The organism is Daejeonella sp. AP26, from assembly GCF_056680515.1.
In genome coordinates, this window is sequence record NZ_CM155286.1 from 2467722 (window position 1) to 2482570 (window position 14849).

The following is a 14849-nucleotide window of genomic DNA, read 5'->3' on the forward strand; positions in this document are numbered from 1 at the left end:
TCTTTCCTTTTTTGATTAAGATAGACTTTGTTCCTCATTTGTCTGAATTAGGATTTTTAAGATGAATGGATTCTAAGATTATAGCCTCCTTTTTTAATCCTTTCATCCTAAAATCCTATAAATCATAATTCAGACAATTAATCCTGCAAATCCTAATTCAGACACTTTCAGTTCGCCTGCAAAGGCCTTTTGTAAAATGGTTTTCTTTAGTTCTTCGAGGTTAGTCAGTTTGTGAACGTAGATGGCTTGGAGTTCTTGACTTTTTCTATTAATTTGTTGAAGACAATCTACAATTCCGATTTGCTTTTCAACAGTGGGAAAAGGAAATTTTTCATTTTCGAATGTCCCCATATTGATATTATCTTGAGCACTTCCTTTTCCTTTTGCTTGGAGTCTTGTTTTATACGATTGCAATAAATATTCAACGTAATTATTAATAGCCATCTTCGGATTTACAACAATTCCAATCACACTATCTGGAAAACAAGCACCGAAATTTAACACACCTGTTTCTGCAATATTTGCAGCTATGGTTATACAAATTGTACCTTTTGGCCAAAGTTTGCTCTGCGCCAAGCCTGCTTCATTATATGTTTGAGTAAAATTATTTATGTAATGATTGGAATTTCTAATATCGCCCGTTTGGATAAATGGATAGTCACCGCCATAAAGCTTTTTGTCGTTTCTTGGCCTATGTCTTGATTTACCACGACCAAACATAAGAGCGATATCTTTCAATGTTCTGTCTTCCCAACCTTCCCCTTTATTCTCAAACACACTTTGCAAATACGTTTCAAAAAGTTCTTTAGCGTTTTGGAGGTTTTTTTCTGCGTTTTGTTTTGCGATGGCTATGGCTGTAAAGGCTTCATCTAAAATAGTGACGATGCGTTGTTGTTCGGGAAGAGATGGAAGGTGAATTGATATCTGCAACAAATCGGATTTCACTAGACTAGGTCTTCCAGAACCTTTATTGAGCTTTTTGAAATCATAGTTCCTACAGAAATAGAACAGAAACCTCTTGTTTAAACCATCGAGAGCATGTAGACCAAAAGCTGTGTCAACATTCCAAAATTTTGCCTCTATAAAAATCGGATTGTCAATTGTTCCCTTTCTTCCAATTATTGTTGTTCCTTCATCACAAATATATTTATCTGCAAATCCCATAACTTTCCCGGCACTGCCTAGAATGGGATACTTCCCATTAGGTTTTTCAACTTCCTGTTGATTCTTACCATTTCGGATCTCAAGAACATCCTTCCACTTCTTTATTTCCCAACCCTCTCTCATATCAATTCCATTATCCCCTTTAAAATCTCAGCACTTTCCTCGTCCAAAGCCTTCATTTCTTCCAATATTTCCTGAGGCTGGCGCAATGCGGTTACTTCCTTCTTAAAAGAGTTTTTTGCAGATAAATCCCAGGTAGAACTATCAAAGTCTTTCGCATCAACTGACCAGGAGTTTTCACTGTCTGCTTTAGTTCGTTGCAGGTTTACAAAGTCCGCAAGATCTGCTTCATTAAGAGCGTTTGTTTTCCCAAGGTTTCGGCTTAGGTTTAATTGGTAATACCAGACCCTTTCAGTTGGTGTGCCCTTTTCAAAAAACAAGACCACTGTTTTAACACCCGCACCGGTAAACGTACCGCCGGGTAAATCCAAAACCGTATGCAGATTGCAGTTTTCTAAAAGCTGTTTACGCAAGCTTACAGAAGCGTTATCTGTATTAGAAAGGAAGGTGTTTTTTATAACAATACCCGCTTTGCCGCCAGCTTTTAAAATCTTAATAAAATGCTGTAAGAAAAGGAAAGCCGTTTCGCCGGTTTTAATCGGGAAGTTTTGCTGAACTTCTAAACGTTCTTTACCACCAAAAGGTGGATTAGCCAAGACTACATCGTAACGGTCTTTTTCCTGGATGTCCGCAATGTTTTCGGCAAGGGTGTTAGTGTGTATAATATTTGGAGCTTCTACGCCATGCAAAATCATGTTCATGGTGCCGATAATGTAGGCCAGTGACTTCTTCTCTTTGCCGTAAAAGGTTTTCTTCTGAAGGATTTCAATATCCTTTGTCGTCAGGTTTTTTGCAGAACGCAGGTAATCAAAAGCCTCCACCAGGAACCCCGCACTGCCGACAGCCCCGTCATATATCTTATCACCTATTTGAGGAGCAACCACCTTAACAATGGTACGAATCAAAGGACGAGGGGTATAATACTCGCCGCCATTACGGCCGGCATTACCCATGTTCTTTATCTTGTCTTCGTACAGGTGGCTCATTTCATGCTTCTCGGCATGAGTACGAAAACGGAGTTCATCAATTCGGTTTATTACCTCCCGCAGGTTATAACCGCTCTGCAAACGGTTTTTCAGTTCGCTGAAGATCTCCCCTATTTTGTATTCAATGGTGTCGGCACTTTCTGCATCTGCTTTAAACTTTTTCAAGTATGGAAAGAGCTTGTGATCAACAAAGTCTTTCAGGTCGTCGCCGGTTAAAGCTTTATGATGATCTATTTTTCCGTCTGCCAGCTTAGGTGCTGCCCAAACGTTCCATTTATATTCATCGCCTATGATCGGCTTGTAAACCTTGCCGGATAATTCGGCAGCGGTTTGTTTGTCGGCCTCTAAATCTTCGAGGTATTTTAAGAAAAGTATCCAGGAGGTTTGTTCTACATAATCAAGCTCACTACCGCAACCGGCATCTTTATGTAGAATATCGTCTATGTTTTTAAAAGTTTGTTCGAACATTAGAAGTTAATGATTTAAGAAACGCTCTAAAAATACTTTTTTAAAACCAATAGAGATGTTTGTTTGAGCGGAAAAGGGTGAACGGTAGATATTATTGTGTAAACGGTAAGGTGGAACTCTTATAGGAATGTTAGCACCTAAAATGTAAGATTGTATTATGATCTCAAATAACCCCTTGATAGTACAGCTCGAATCAATTCCTGATAAAAAATTTACTATCTACTTACCTGTAGTAACCCTTGTAAAAAATGGTAAACACATTACCGGCTCAGGCCATCTTTTCCAAGAGGAAGAAGGCTTTACGCTAAATGTCATCAATAATCAACCACCCTCTAAAGAAGAAGAAACGCTCGCTTTTCTAAATTCCGTAGAAAGGCCTATGAACCTTGGTAAGGTTTTATCTCTTGATGCATATTGCTTTGAAATGCAAGGAACAGATATATATGGTAACTTGTATAGTTGCAAGTATTTAGATGCAGGCGCAGATTATATAAGGACCTTATATAGTTGTGTCGTTAAGGCCGATATTTTTATTAAGTCGGAAAAAGAAATGGTGTCTGAAAAATGTTTTGTTTCAATTGCTCTAAAGAACAATTACAAGTTTGCCACAACTGATCAGTTTTTTCAAAATAGCCATGATACTCTTAAGGAAGGTTATTGGATTCCCTATTGGAGGGTTTCTGTTGACTCACTGTTGGTGTCACTTTATGAAAATTCTAATAAGTTAAAACTGGATATTGAGAGTGAGGGCCTAGTCGTTGATCAGAATCAAATTCAGAGGGTTATTGATTCGTTAGATTTCGTAATGGGCGAAGAACATAGGTATTATTACACAATAATTTATAGTACGTATGAGGATTTTAGTCTAAAGATATCTGCCAGCTCAAAAGCTACTCTTAAATCTACGCTCACGCCTCCATATCGAAAAAATGGTTCACAAGGGGACGAGGCTGCTGAAAATGCTAAGCTCTTCACTCGAATCTATGAGTACATAAAAGTTCATCCTGAAACAATTTTGGTTAAACTGAATAAGCGGCTTTACGATTCGGGTACAGGTTATTACTACAAACATGGATTAGTAATAGGAATTTCCATCGAGAAGATACTTAAAACTTATTATCCCAATTTACTTCAGAGCTCTCAGTCATATGATCCCTCAGATCTTGAAAAACTAACAAGCATCATCGACGACCTTGAAAATGAAACACTCAAAAAAAGGGTCCAGGGCTTCATTGTTACATTATCAAAACCATTTGATTACAAACCTAAATTAATGTTGATTCAACTTGAAGAAAGTGGAGTTGTTGGTTTAGGTAGCGTCCAAAGCTGGGAAAAGCTTAGACACGCCTATGCTCATGGTGACGATTATAATGATGATATGCGAAAAGCTGTTAAATTGGTCAGGATCAACCTAACTATATATTACGAGCTTATTTTCAATATTATTAAATATGACGGGAAGTATGAGAGTTCCTCTGCAGATGGCACTCAATTAAAAACCTATGAATTAAAATCTTAAAGCTATTAAATATTAAACCCGATGTTCTTGTCTTATCCAGCGAAAGGAATCGGACGTTCGGTGAACGATAGGGATTATTGAGGGAACGGCAAATTCGCCGCGAATATTACATTTAAATATCTTCAATTTGCCGGGCCTCTTCGAAACGCAACAAGGAATCTTTAGATTAAACCTTCATCCAGGGGTATTACTTAAAATTATTAATTTCAAGCCATGAGAAATTTACTGATAGCCCTGGTCTTCGTCATTTCCTTAACCGGATGTATGGAGGGAGAATACACCGATAACCGCCCGGCGGAGCAGGCCCGGTTCATCAGCATTGTTCGCGAATGGAGGGATACGGTAAATGCGGCTGAAAAGAACGAGGGTTTGCGCAGGCAGCTCCTTGAGAATGGGGTTGATTCAGTAAAAGCACACATCGTGGATAGTCTGCAACTTCAATTCAAAGCATGGGAAGCGCGGGTGCTAAATATTGCCCCGGACCCGGCTGACCGCGACTATATCGTTGCCTCTTTTGGAATGAACCTGGATGCCGGCCCCATGACTGAGAAAAACCGCTACCAATCTGTTGTATTTACAAGTCGCACCTCAGAGGCACAACCGGCTTACGCAGCCCTGAAAACATTAACGGTCGGCGACATCGCCCGCATCGATGGCCAGTTCAAAACCCTCCAAAAAACCATCAACATCGATAGCTACAATGATCTTTCCAAATCGAAAAATGTGTTGGATAACCCCGAATTCAGGATAGAGATGGAGAAAGTGGAGAATCTCTGATTTTACAGTATGATAGAACGATTGAAACTAGCATGTGATTTGGTATTCCATCTAACAAATCTTTTAGACACCTTTTAGAATTCATCTTTCTTAATCTGTGTATCTGTGCTGAAGCTTCATTTTTGCCTGCCTCGGTGGTTAGCTTCTTCGTTTTCATTTACTATGATTCTGGAATTAGTGGCGCAAATAATATCCTGGCCCGTATGGGAGATTTCTCCTCCGAAAAGTCGTCGAAATGACGGAAATAAGGGATTTAATGAAATTGCTTTTTCTGTGTAAATCTTCTTATTTATGACGTAGCGACAGAGGCTGCCGAAGGAGTAACAATTTGAAGAATCAGTACTCATAAGAGAAATATTTCTCCGCCATGCAAATTTCAACACTTGAAAATTATCCACAGATCCAGCATAATAAGGTACTTGCAAATACACATGCGCGCTTTACAAAACTGCTTAATGAATTAAAGAGAAGAACGTTAGCGGAGGAAGTGATTAATTCAATTAACCGGGATATTGAGCAGGCTAATGCTTTTGAGGGGACAGATAAAGAATTAACAAATCGGCTTAAAAAATCTCAAGCTTCCGTCATGAAGCTAATCGAGAAACAACTGAATTTGGTACCAAAAAAGCATTACCAAAAGCTCTGGTTGGCTCTCGGGCTGGCCACATTTGGAATCCCGCTTGGTTTCGCCTTTGGCCTGGCTTTCCACAATATGGCCTTCTTAGGGATGGGCTTTCCTATTGGGATGTGTATCGGTGTTGCTGTCGGTGTCGGCATGGACAAAAAGGCAAAAGCCGCCGGTAACCAACTGAACTTTGAAATCTAGATACTTTCCCGATCAAAAGCGGAAATTGAACAGCATTACCCCTTTTAAGCCAGGTTATTGCAGTTACAACAACAGCAATGCAATGTCTTTCAATTCTATAAAGTCTCGCTATGCAGATTTAGCTCAATCTGGCATCGTCGCAAAATAGCAATCCTTCTACTCTTGCTTTACCCCTGTTCGTGTCAGGCCGTCAAATTGACGGCCTGACACGAACAAGTCCGGAGCCAGACCCGAACCAGGTGGCTGCTTGAGTTGGTCCGGATTAAGCCTACTTGCCTGGAATTTTCCAAGGATACCGTCACCTACGTTTGACTAACCTTTCCAGAGTTGAATAAATTCAAGCTTACATCCTACTAAAAGATATGCTAACAATAAGCTCACAGGTTACTTACTATATGATCACAGCTTCGCGATATAGCTATGACATAATAAGCATATAGGTAGTTTCTCTCGCCCTTATTTCAACGAGAATGCAATAGAACTACAATTATTTCTGAAGACGGACATATAAACAGCCGATACTTGCCTGGTGACAAAAGTCTTTGCTGTTTAAATTGAAGGCGTGATAATGACCCCTACAACAACAACAACCCATTTTCTTTCAATTCTGTAAACGTCTCGCTATGCAAGAACTGTTGAAAATTCCCAGCTCCGGAAGCATTAAAAGATTGTTCAACTTCAACAAAAGAAGATACCACTCCCCGATTCACCGAAAGCAGGGGCAAGGTTACAACAAGCCATCGTCCCCATGCTTCCTTTGTGTGTATCACAAAGACGTCTTTTTTATTGTGAAAAGTTAAGGCCGCCATGTTTACCGGATTCTTTTTTCCTTTTTTAATATAGTATTTAATCGCAGGAATACTGCCTAACCAAACTACTTTGGTGCTTGGCTTAATGACTTTAGGTTCAGGCGAAGCCAGTGCTTGTTCGATGAACTTCGGAGATATGGTGGTACGGGGCACTTTAAAGTCAAACCATTTATCGAGACTAAACTCAAAACAGATCCCGTGCATGTAATTAAATAAAGACTTACGCAAACCTTCGCTAAAGAGCTCGTGATTGGCGCCGCTTTGATCAATATGCTCCAGATCATTGTTGGCAAAAGTTCCCAAGCCCTGCGTGACGCGTTTTACGCCGAACTGATCCGGATTTAAGCCCACAGGACTGTGAGCGGTCATGGCAAACTGGTGCCAGAAGCCGGATTGCAACACACCATTCTCAAAAAGCTGCCGGACAACTTCTAAAGAATCAATTGTTTCCTGGGCGGTTTGCGTAGGGAAACCGTACATCAAATAGGCGTGCACCATTATGCCGGCCTGGGTTAAGTTCTCAGTCACTTTAGCTACCTGGGCAACCGTTACCCCTTTATCGATCAGTTTCAGCAAGCGGTCGGAAGCTACTTCCAGTCCCCCGGAAATAGCTATACAGCCCGATTCCATTAAGAGCCTCGCCAGATCAAGGGTAAAGCTTTTTTCGAACCGGATATTTGTCCACCATACGATGGTTAGATTGCGACGAATGATTTCCAAAGCCAGGTCCCGCAGCAAGGCAGGAGGAGCAGCTTCATCTACAAAATGGAATCCGTTCTGGCCTGTTTGCTTAATGATCTCTTCAATACGATCGCACAGCAAAGCGGCCGTGACAGGTTCATATCGTTTGATATAGTCTAATGAGATATCGCAAAAAGTACATTTACCCCAATAACAACCATGTGCAAGGGTTAACTTATTCCACCTGCCGTCGCTCCACAAACGATGCATGGGGTTAGCGATTTCAATAACCGACAGGTATTTATCTAAAAGCAGGTCAGAATAATCCGGAGTGCCTACATCCCGCTGCGCATAGTCGAATTCTTTCGAACCGTTGAAATAAGTAACAACGCCGTTTTCCAGGGCGAAGGTTCTTTTCAGATCGGCTTTCATGCGTTCGCCTCTTAAATATTCTATGAGGTGAAAAACAGGTGCCTCGCCGTCATCCAGCGTGATATAATCGAGGTAATTAAAGACCCTTGCTTCCTGCAATGACCTTAGTTCGGTATTCGCGTATCCCCCACCTAAGGCAACTTTTATGGATGGATGGTTTCGTTTGATCCATTGTCCGCACTTAAAAGCACTGTATAAGTTGCCGGGGAAAGGGGCAGAAAGACAAACCAGATCTGGTTTTACCTGGTCAATTTTTTCTCTTAGAATATCAATTAAAATGCGGTCGATAAAGCTGTCCAGTTGATTGAGAACCGTATCCAGTTCATCAAACGTAGATGCTGACCGTCCCAGCCTTTCTGCATACCGGCTAAAGCCAAAATGCGGATCGATGGCCTCAATGATAAGATCAGAAATATCTTCCAGGTAGAGAGTGGCCAGATGCTTCGCCTTATCCCGGGTACCCATTGTGCCAAAAGCCCACTCCAGATCATACAGCTGCGCAAACCTGGATGCCTCCGGCAAGTAATTACCCTGACAGATCAGGTGGGCTAAGGTTGGGTTATTGTCCTGCAAAAAGTTAATGACGGCATCTATAGTTTTAATGTACTCCTTCTGAAGATGAACAATCCGCAGGCTATTGTCGGACAGGGAAATTTGCTTTTTAGCTACCTCTGAAAACAGGTTGCTTAACCCGGCAGATGAAAACAAGGCTAAAATCACCTCTATACCCAGATCCATCTGATAAGAGGGGATGTTTTTTGTATTCAGGAACCCTTTCAAATAAGCTGTTGCAGGATAAGGCGTATTTAACTGGGTAAACGGAGGGGTAATAAAAAGGATTTTCGGACTCAATTTTAAAGACTTTATGGAATTACCATGCAAAGCTACCCTAAATTTATTTTGGATAGAATGTGTTTAGGCAAATCGAGACTCTGAGTAAAATGATTACAAGATTAAAGTAAAACATATATGCTAAATTTAAGGGTGAGTCCACCACAGATTGCACAGATTTACACAGATAGTAAGAGCCTTTGTCTCTTTAATCGTGCTTTATTTAAATCATGGATCTGTGAAAATCTTTTCATTCTATCTGTAGGTAGGCTCACCACAGATACACAGATTAGGTAGCTTTCTGCCAGTGAACAGTTTAATCGAGCCAGCCAATTTCTTGCAAAAAAAAATCTGTGAAAATCTTCTTAATCTGTGGTGCTCTAAAAAAAATTCTATCTGTAGGTAGGCTCACCACAGATACACAGATTAGGTAGCTTTCTGCCAGTGAACAGTTTAATCGAGCCAGCCAATTTCTTGCAAAAAAAAATCTGTGAAAATCTTCTTAATCTGTGGTACTCTAAAAAAAATTCTATCTGTAAGTAGGCTTACCACCAGATACACAGATTAGCTAGCATTCTGCCAGTGAAAGTTCTAAACGAGCGAGGTAATAACCTCTACCGTCCTCGTTTCCAACGAGGATGCAAGAGCATCGCGATTCTATCACCCACCTGTTCCCTGTGGCTTTAATCTTCAGGAATCAATCTCCAGCTTATATCCTTTCCCGTGAATATTAACGAGCTTCACTTTAGGATCACCTTCCAGCTTTTTTCTGAGTTTTGATATAAATACATCAAGGCTACGTCCAACAATGATCCCCTCATCTTCCCATATTTCTTTCTGCAGCCTGTTTCTGTCTATGATTTCATTAGAAGTGCTTGCAAAAATGTATAACAGTTTGGATTCTTTATGGGTCAGCTCAATTTGTTCATTATTATAGACCAGGTATTGCTTGTCGTTGTAAAATTGATATTTCCCAATTGGAATGAAATTATCGGCTACGGTCCTGCTGCCGTTATCCGCGGTACGTCTCTTTTTGTAATAAATATTTGCTCCTGAAAACACTAGTACCAACGCAAAGAGGCTTATCCCTGCAGTAACGTACTTGTTTGGCAAACCCAAAAGGCTGTTATCCTGGAATGATATATTGATTAAATAACAGCCTTTAGGTTGCTGCCGACCTTTACAGGGTATGATATCAGTCTGCTCGGTTTGTAGTATTGCATACCCAAATATCGTTTCATTGCTTGCGCATTCTTTTACATTGACAATGTAGTCGGAAGGAAGCTGGTTGGCTTCGACCGTCCGGTGAATGATCTTTACAAGTGAATCAGGTTTAAAGGTAAACTGACTTTCAAATTGAATTTGATATTCATTTTCAGCAAGCTGCTTTACGGGCAAAACTCTGGATGTACTATCTCCGGAATGAAGCAGTATTTCGTGTCCGATCTGCCTCATAATGATAATTTCTTTCGCCTCTTCAAATTTCGTATCATTCAACTGGCTTCCGCTGACTACATAGAAAAGGGTAAGCAAAGAGGCCGTAATTAAAATGGACAGGTACTTGAAATTCATGTATAAAAATAAGCTATTCTATCTGATAGACGATAAGTTACAAGAGTCTTTACAAGCGTTTACATTTTTTTACAACTCTTTACACTGTACCTGAAAGCATAGGATATAACTTTACTTCAGTCAGTACCTAAACCTTTAAGAAAATGAAAAGATCATTTGTGTTTGTTCCAGTTATGCTCATCGCAGTATTTCTACTGAATTCCTTTTTTGTACTCAAAGGAGATGAAGCAAAAGAGAAAGCAGTAAAAGAGGGCTCGTTTTCGGGGGTTAAGCCTGCCGGTAAGCGGGTGACAGATCCATACGCAAAAGACTCACCAGCTAAACTGAATAGAAATAAATCCGCAGCTTCAAACATCGTTTTTAAGTCTGCTGATGGCGGGGAAACATGGCAGGACATTAGCGAAGGGCTGCCTGAAAATTTGCAGAAAGAAGGTGTGCAGAGAGATGGTTTCTTTGCAAATGAAAGTGGGCTTTATCTACGTGCTGGAAATGGGATATATCACAGTGATGCAAATTCCACAACTGCTTTTTGGACAAAGGAGATCTTCCCTGGTAAACGGCGTAGCATTGCCCCTGGCAAGAACGGGATATTTGTATATAATTTCAGGGGCCAGTTTTTACAAAAAATAAAGGGGACGGGTGATTGGTCGCCCATGTACACGAATTTTCAAGAGCAAGCCGTACGCCTAAATCCAACGATCGATTGGATGTACACGAATTATAAAGAGAGACAAGTAAGCAGCGTTTTTGAAACTACGGGAGGCACCGTTTTCGTCGGCTCCAACAACGCCATTTTTAAATCCACTAATAGTGGAAAAACCTGGAAATATGTGCATGTTGGAGGCTGGGTAATGAAAATAACAGAGTCGAACGGTGTGCTCCTGGCTGCCAGCTCACAGGGAATATTAAGATCGACCGATGATGGTGAAAGTTGGGATCGTGTGATTAGTGAAGGGGGTGCTGGCATCGCTGTTGAACCTATCGATGGAGGATTTGCTGCTATAGCCTACAACACAACAACTCAAACCAACAGATTACACATTTCATTGGATAATGGAAAAACCTGGAATGCCAAAGATGAGAGATTTCAGTTCGCTGGCAATTTTTCATTCTTCAAACAAATAGGCATACTTCAGCCTTCATTAAATATTTCATCAATAAAACAAGTTGGCGAATATTTGATATCTGGTCGCCCGGATGGTATATTCCGGTCATCTGACATGGGTAAAACGTGGAAACTGTTACTTCCTTCTCTAGAAAATAGAGGCTTCAATTTATCTGTTTCAGGCAACGTGATTTATGCCATACCTAATGCAGGATGTTAAGTCAGTGATCGGTTTTATCATTCCTACCGATCCCGACCGATGGGAATGCCTGGGGCACAAAAACTGAAATAATTAAAAGTTCACATGGCTGATTTGGAGATCATTATTGAATTCATCTTCTTAATCTGTGTATCTGTGGTGAACCTTTCTTTTTGCCTGCCATCTTGGTTAGCACCCTTGCTTTATTATTTGGACAATGATCCTGTAAGTCCATTTAACAAATCATCAGTCGCGTGCAAATGCCTTCTTGTTGCTCACAAAGCAAGAAGAGAAGCGCAAAGCTCGCAAAGTCCTGGCCCTCTGCAACCAGTCTTACAGGAACAATTTTAATGGAAGAATTTGCGGCCTTTGCGTCTTAATCTTTGCGGCCTTTGCGTGACTAAACAGTATCTCCAAGCTAGCCGTATACCAACATTCATCCAGTTAGGTAGTTCGCAAAAATGATTGCAGTTTGCAATGCATGCAAAGGATTGACCAAAAATGATGGGAACAGATGCAATCCCGCGTAGGCGCAATTCGTTTCAAAACGTCTGGCTTAAGACACTTCGGAACTCTTGCACCCACACCTCACAGCTGATACCTAACACCTGATACCTAAAATAATTACAATAGCTTTAGAAAACCGATCAGTATTACAAAATGTATAAACACCTCAAAATTGATAGAACCACAATGAAGGCAGTAACAGGCTGTGTCATCCTGGCATTTTGCACATCGCTGGCATTTGCTCAAAAGAAGAAGACCACACAAACAGGTAATAACCGGCCCTTTGTTCTCGGTGTTGTTAACGAAATTCAATCCACAGCGTTAGGGGAAAAAAGGACTTTAAATATTTACCTGCCGGAAGGTTATGGTGAAAACGATACCACCAAATACCCTGTTACCTACCTGCTTGACGGCTCAGCTGATGAAGATTTTATTCATGTAGCCGGCCTTTTCCAGTTTTATGCGTTCCCATGGATAAACCGTGTTCCTAAATCCATAGTGGTAGGCATTGCGACCGTCGATAGAAGAAAAGATTTTACTTATCCAACTACTATTGCAAAGGATCTGAGCAAGTATCCGACCTCAGGACATTCAGATAAGTTCATCGCTTTTATAGAGAAAGAACTACAGCCCTTTATCGAAAAGAATTATAAAGCCAGTTCCGAAAGAACGATTATCGGCCAATCGTTAGGAGGCTTATTGGCTACAGAGGTGCTGTTAAAGAAGCCAGCCCTGTTTAGCAAGTACATTATTGTTAGTCCCAGCCTATGGTGGGACAATGGCTCACTTCTGAATGAATCTTCCGCTTTGCTGCAAGACAATTTTTCTCTTAGAACTGCGGTTTACGTGGGTGTTGGCAAAGAGGGACTTACGCCAACAGACATTCCCCGGGTCATGGAGGTAGACGCTAATTTATTAGCGGAGAAAATTCAAAGCTCTAAAAGTGAAAAGGTGCAGGTTCATTTCGATTATCTGCCGCAAGAAGACCATGGGACAATTATGCACCAGGCCGTTTCAAACGCGCTGAAAACTTTGTATCCGGCAACCACTATCGACAAATAAAGATGAAAAGAATTAGCTCCATCGATATTGTAAGAGGATTGGTGATGATTATTATGGCACTTGATCATGTACGGGATCTGATGCATGTAAGCTCAATCACGGAAAGCCCGACGAACCTGGAAACAACAACGCCGATCTTATTTTTTACACGGTGGATCACCTATTTATGTGCGCCTACGTTTGTGTTTTTAGCGGGCACATCCGCCTACCTGTCATTCAGAAAACATCACCATGTTCGGTTAAGTCGAAACTTCCTGTTAAAGCGTGGACTGTACCTGGTGTTGCTGGAATTCATTGTTGTCAACTTTGCCTTGTTTTTCGACCTTGAATATCATACCCTTCTTTTTGAAGTGATTGCTGCTATTGGTTTCGGCTTTATCATTCTCGGCTTTTCCCTTAATGCGACACCAAAAGCATTGGGCCTGGTTGGTTTAGCAATTATCGTTTCACATCAACTGGTTTCTTTGATTCCGCTTGCGGATAATTCAACGGCCAAAACTATCGTCTCTCTTTTTTTCAACCCCGGCGCTTTTCCTTTTTCCACCAGAGTATTTGTGATGGCGTATCCACCCGTTCCGTGGTTAGGTATCATGTTGGCAGGGTTTGGCGCCGGCAAACTCTTTGAATTGCCGGCTGAAAAAAGAATGGTATTATTTGCAAAAATTGGTACCGCTGCCCTGATCCTCTTTGCCGTTGTCCGTTACATCAATCATTATGGTGATCCCGTAAAATGGATTGCACAGGAAGGCGGCGTTTATACTTTCCTGTCCTTTATGAATATTTCCAAGTATCCACCCTCCCTCCTGTTCTGCCTGGTAACCTTAGGAATTATGTTTATCATGCTTGCACTGACGGAAGGAGCAAATCAACGATTGTTGAAGGTAGCATCTGTTTATGGTCAGGTTCCGCTTTTCTATTTTCTGGTACATTTCTTTTTGATACATATCCTTATGGTGATCATGATGTTATGGCAGGGCTTCTCCTGGGCAGAGATGAATTTCGCTTCCGGGAACTTCGGAAGACCTAAAGGAATACCAAGCGGTGTCGAACTCCCGCAAATTTATCTGATCTGGATAGCGGTCGTTGTGGCACTCTATCAGCCTTGCCGATGGTTTGCAAAATATAAATCAGAACACAAGCAACTATGGTTGAAGTATATTTAAGCTGATGTTTGTCAGCTTTCAGTTTCTTAATCCAACCTTATGGCTTAACCGACATGAGCTTTACGGACCTTTTAACTGTATGATTTTCGTAGAATGGTTTGCAACAATTATTAGACAAAGCGACCGATCTATTTCTAAGCGAACAAATAACAGCGAAAGATAGCCAAAGCATTAATCAAAAAAGCTATCTTGAAACATGGACATGCATACGGATCAGTCAATGAAACTTGACATTTATATCAACTATCCGGGTAATTGCGAAGAAGCGTTCAGGTTCTATGAGCAGCACCTTGGCGGGAAAATAAATATGATGGCACCTCACCAACAGGCGCCTCCCAATTTCCCTGAGGAATGGAATAAACCAATTCTTCACGCAATAATCGAGATTGGCGGTACACTAGTCCGCGGCGCTGATATTCCAAATGCCGAACCTATGCGGAGTGCTTATCTTACTCTCAGACTTGATTCACCCGAAAAAGCAGAAGAGATATATAAGCTACTTTCGGATGATGGCGAAATCTTTATGAAAATTGAAAAGACTTTCTTTGCAAATCGCTTTGCTATGCTCCGTGATAAGTTTGGAACCTCATGGATGCTTCTTAATGAAAACTAGTGCTTGCTAGCTGAC

At 41.0% G+C, this 14849-nt stretch carries 11 protein-coding genes; 7 read left to right on the forward strand and 4 right to left on the reverse strand.

Translation table 11 applies throughout. The features are described 5' to 3' along the window. Nucleotides 1-129: 129 nt before the first annotated feature. Nucleotides 130-1287 (reverse strand): restriction endonuclease subunit S, encoded by a 1158-nt coding sequence (locus tag AC1MCB_RS10585; protein WP_479964690.1) that lies wholly within the window; start codon nt 1285-1287, stop codon nt 130-132. Then, complete coding sequence (locus AC1MCB_RS10590) at nt 1284-2738, reverse strand: class I SAM-dependent DNA methyltransferase (RefSeq protein WP_479964691.1); 1455 nt, start codon at nt 2736-2738, stop codon at nt 1284-1286. The genes AC1MCB_RS10585 and AC1MCB_RS10590 overlap by 4 nt, the downstream gene beginning before the upstream one ends. A gap of 157 nt (nt 2739-2895) precedes the next feature. Between AC1MCB_RS10590 and AC1MCB_RS10595 the strand changes: the two genes are divergently transcribed. The 3 genes from AC1MCB_RS10595 (at nt 2896) to AC1MCB_RS10605 (ending at nt 5860) form a co-directional block, all read left to right on the forward strand. Next, complete coding sequence (locus AC1MCB_RS10595) at nt 2896-4257, forward strand: hypothetical protein (RefSeq protein ID WP_479964692.1); 1362 nt, start codon at nt 2896-2898, stop codon at nt 4255-4257. A 213-nt stretch (nt 4258-4470) separates the two neighbouring features. Next, entirely contained in the window at nt 4471-5034 is a 564-nt protein-coding gene (locus AC1MCB_RS10600; RefSeq protein WP_479964693.1) for a hypothetical protein, read from the forward strand. A 367-nt stretch (nt 5035-5401) separates the two neighbouring features. Then, the gene (locus tag AC1MCB_RS10605; RefSeq protein ID WP_479964694.1) at nt 5402-5860 is read left to right on the forward strand and encodes a hypothetical protein; all 459 of its coding nucleotides are present in this window, start codon (nt 5402-5404) and stop codon (nt 5858-5860) included. Between the two features lie 575 nt (nt 5861-6435). Here AC1MCB_RS10605 and AC1MCB_RS10610 read toward each other — a convergent pair. Next, nucleotides 6436-8634: a B12-binding domain-containing radical SAM protein gene (locus AC1MCB_RS10610; RefSeq protein ID WP_479964695.1), complete on the reverse strand. Its 2199-nt coding sequence runs from the start codon at nt 8632-8634 to the stop codon at nt 6436-6438. 669 nt (nt 8635-9303) lie between these two features. Further along, on the reverse strand, nt 9304-10185 hold the full coding sequence (locus tag AC1MCB_RS10615) for a winged helix-turn-helix domain-containing protein (RefSeq protein WP_479964696.1): 882 nt from the start codon (nt 10183-10185) through the stop codon (nt 9304-9306). Between the two features lie 143 nt (nt 10186-10328). Here AC1MCB_RS10615 and AC1MCB_RS10620 point away from each other — a divergent pair, with 143 nt between their 5' ends. The 4 genes from AC1MCB_RS10620 (at nt 10329) to AC1MCB_RS10635 (ending at nt 14834) form a co-directional block, all read left to right on the forward strand. Then, a complete protein-coding gene (locus AC1MCB_RS10620) occupies nt 10329-11510 on the forward strand; it encodes a WD40/YVTN/BNR-like repeat-containing protein (RefSeq protein ID WP_479964697.1) in 1182 nt (393 codons plus the stop codon). Between the two features lie 672 nt (nt 11511-12182). Beyond that, nucleotides 12183-13058, forward strand: coding sequence for an alpha/beta hydrolase (locus tag AC1MCB_RS10625; protein WP_479964698.1), 876 nt, complete (start codon nt 12183-12185; stop codon nt 13056-13058). A 2-nt stretch (nt 13059-13060) separates the two neighbouring features. Beyond that, complete coding sequence (locus AC1MCB_RS10630) at nt 13061-14221, forward strand: acetyltransferase domain-containing protein (protein WP_479964699.1); 1161 nt, start codon at nt 13061-13063, stop codon at nt 14219-14221. 196 nt (nt 14222-14417) lie between these two features. Continuing rightward, a complete protein-coding gene (locus AC1MCB_RS10635) occupies nt 14418-14834 on the forward strand; it encodes a VOC family protein (RefSeq protein WP_479964700.1) in 417 nt (138 codons plus the stop codon). Nucleotides 14835-14849 lie beyond the last annotated feature (15 nt).

Excerpts from the sequence above, each read along its gene's own strand:
- AC1MCB_RS10585 (WP_479964690.1), bottom strand. The coding sequence starts at position 1,287 with ATGAGAGAGGGTTGGGAAATAAAGAAGTGGAAGGATGTTCTTGAGATC.
- AC1MCB_RS10615 (WP_479964696.1), bottom strand. The coding sequence starts at position 10,185 with ATGAATTTCAAGTACCTGTCCATTTTAATTACGGCCTCTTTGCTTACC.
- AC1MCB_RS10605 (WP_479964694.1), top strand. The coding sequence starts at position 5,402 with ATGCAAATTTCAACACTTGAAAATTATCCACAGATCCAGCATAATAAG.
- AC1MCB_RS10620 (WP_479964697.1), top strand. The coding sequence starts at position 10,329 with ATGAAAAGATCATTTGTGTTTGTTCCAGTTATGCTCATCGCAGTATTT.
- AC1MCB_RS10635 (WP_479964700.1), top strand. The coding sequence starts at position 14,418 with ATGGACATGCATACGGATCAGTCAATGAAACTTGACATTTATATCAAC.
- AC1MCB_RS10590 (WP_479964691.1), bottom strand. The coding sequence starts at position 2,738 with ATGTTCGAACAAACTTTTAAAAACATAGACGATATTCTACATAAAGAT.
- AC1MCB_RS10595 (WP_479964692.1), top strand. The coding sequence starts at position 2,896 with ATGATCTCAAATAACCCCTTGATAGTACAGCTCGAATCAATTCCTGAT.
- AC1MCB_RS10625 (WP_479964698.1), top strand. The coding sequence starts at position 12,183 with ATGAAGGCAGTAACAGGCTGTGTCATCCTGGCATTTTGCACATCGCTG.
- AC1MCB_RS10600 (WP_479964693.1), top strand. The coding sequence starts at position 4,471 with ATGAGAAATTTACTGATAGCCCTGGTCTTCGTCATTTCCTTAACCGGA.
- AC1MCB_RS10630 (WP_479964699.1), top strand. The coding sequence starts at position 13,061 with ATGAAAAGAATTAGCTCCATCGATATTGTAAGAGGATTGGTGATGATT.